General features: G+C 62.4%; 4 protein-coding genes. 2 read left to right on the top strand and 2 right to left on the bottom strand.

What is annotated here, in order from left to right:
- Positions 1–315, top strand: a 315-nt coding sequence (locus tag D3872_RS10755) for an HAD hydrolase-like protein (protein ID WP_182915767.1), incomplete at its 5' end; no start/stop codon positions are given.
- Between the two features lie 15 nt (positions 316–330).
- On the opposite strand, the gene D3872_RS10750 is transcribed toward D3872_RS10755, so the two are convergent.
- Positions 331–801: a hypothetical protein gene (locus tag D3872_RS10750; protein WP_220476928.1), complete on the bottom strand. Its 471-nt coding sequence runs from the start codon at positions 799–801 to the stop codon at positions 331–333.
- Positions 798–1,781, bottom strand: a complete 984-nt coding sequence (locus D3872_RS10745) for an MGDG synthase family glycosyltransferase (RefSeq protein ID WP_119810765.1) — start codon at positions 1,779–1,781, stop codon at positions 798–800. The genes D3872_RS10750 and D3872_RS10745 overlap by 4 nt, the downstream gene beginning before the upstream one ends.
- Here D3872_RS10745 and D3872_RS26435 point away from each other — a divergent pair.
- A partial coding sequence (locus D3872_RS26435) for an MGDG synthase family glycosyltransferase (RefSeq protein WP_441295142.1) occupies positions 1,743–1,921 on the top strand: 179 nt, incomplete at its 3' end. The genes D3872_RS10745 and D3872_RS26435 overlap by 39 nt on opposite strands.

Below are 1,921 nucleotides of genomic sequence, written 5' to 3'. Positions count from 1 at the left end.
TTCGACCACGTTCCGCTCAGCGAAGGAAAGACCTCGCAATTCCGCCTGACGCGCGAACGCTTCCAGATCAACCCGGCCCGCGCTTACGCTTGTGGCGATGAGTACAAGGACTTTTACGCCGCGATCAACACCGGCATGCATCCGTTCATGGTGTCGTACGGATTCGAGGACCACGACCGCCTGATCGAGAAGTTCGCCGTGCCCGATGAAGTTATTTCGCGAACCCCCGCCGACCTGTGCCGGCGCGTCTGCAATGCGCTCGACCTGGCCGACCTCGGGGCGCCCGCTCCGGCCCTCAAAATCGCCGGAGCCTGATCAGCGCGAGCTCACTCAGTAAGAATACGTGAACAGCAGGGTGCTAACGCCGGTGAACACCCAGTAGTCCACTGGGGCTCCGACGATCCAGTGCTTATGCCAGGGGATGAACTTTGGATGAAACCGTTTCCATCCAAAGGCGGGATTCACGATAAACCATAAGAAGTCCTCGACGATCCAGAACACCATCATCGAGGCCAGGATGCGCGCCTCGATCTGCCAGGACCATTCGCCCATGAAGAAGACGGGAAAATGGAAGAACAGGCCGATGAACGAAAGTACCCAGGCGTGGTAGCCGGTCATCGCACGCCCACCCCAGAAGATATCGAGCAGCCAGTGCTTTTCGATGCGCCAGGTCGGCAGGTTGGCCGCCCACCCGGATTCGCCCTCGATCTGTATTTCCGCCTTCGCAAAGAAAAAGGCAAGGACGACCACGAATCCGAGCGTGGACAGCAGTTGCATGAGATCGGAGGCTGGCGTGTTCATTCTGTCGTCTTTCGAAGTATGGTTGCAAGGACCCGGCTGGCAGCGGCGGGGTTCCCGAGCGCCTGCGCTTTCACGCGCATGTCTTCCAGCTTGGACGGATGCGCAAGCAGATGGCCGATCCGGTATTCAAGCGTCAGCAGGTCGAAGGCCTTGAGGGCGGCGCCGCGCTCAAGCAGGAAATTGGCGTTCTGTTCTTCCTGTCCGGGGATCGGTGCGATTACGACCATCGGCAAGCCGATCGCCAGCGATTCGGATGTCGTCAGTCCGCCCGGCTTGGTCACCACCAGGTCGGAGCACGTCATCAGCCGCTCGATCGTGTCGGTATAGCCCTGTGGCGACAGGCGGCCGGGATGGCGGGCGGCGAGTTCGCGCAGGGACGCCAGGACGGCATCGTCGCGGCCGGCCATCGCGATGATCTGGAAGTCTCCCGGCGCCCGCAGCAAGTGTTCGGCGATCTGCGTCACGGTGCCGAAGCCCGCGCCGCCGCCCATCAGCAGGATTGTTTTCCGGTTCGGCGAAAGCCCGAGTTCGCGGGCGCAGCCGGCCTTGTCGATGTGGTCGGAGAAGGCGGGCATGATTGGAATGCCGGTGACATGGATGCGGTCCGGCGGGACGCCGTGCTGGCGCAGGCGGAACGCCACCTCTTCGTTGGGTGCGAAATAACCTGCCATGTGCTGGTGCACCCACATGCGGTGCAAATCGAAATCGGTTACCTGTACCCACACCGGGCAGCGCACGGCGCCCACGGTAATCAGGTGCGAGAGGAGATCGGCCGGCAGGAAATGGGTGCAGACGATCAGGTCCGGCGAGGAATGTGCGATTTCACGGCGGAAGCGGGCGCCGTCTTGTGCCTGTTCGCCCAGCCCCAGGCAAAACGGCGGCCAGGCCGCCGTTGCGGCGCTGGGCCGAACGCAGGAACAGCGCCCCGCTTCCGCCGTGAAATCGCACATTCCTCGCCGGACCTGATCGTCTGCACCCATTTCCTGCCGGCCGATCTCCTCTCGCACCTGATTACCGTGGGCGCCGTGCGCTGCCCGGTGTGGGTACAGGTAACCGATTTCGATTTGCACCGCATGTGGGTGCACCAGCACATGGCAGGTTATTTCGCACCCAACGAAGA

This window comes from Massilia cavernae (assembly GCF_003590855.1).
Taxonomy (GTDB): Bacteria; Pseudomonadota; Gammaproteobacteria; order Burkholderiales; family Burkholderiaceae_D; genus Telluria_A; species Telluria_A cavernae.
The sequence above is the reverse complement of the archived record's forward strand: the minus strand, read 5'-3'. Positions and strand labels throughout refer to the sequence as shown.

Coding starts and splice junctions, on each gene's coding strand:
- D3872_RS10750 (WP_220476928.1), bottom strand. CDS start 801: ATGAACACGCCAGCCTCCGATCTCATGCAACTGCTGTCCACGCTCGGA.
- D3872_RS10745 (WP_119810765.1), bottom strand. CDS start 1,781: ATGGGTGCAGACGATCAGGTCCGGCGAGGAATGTGCGATTTCACGGCG.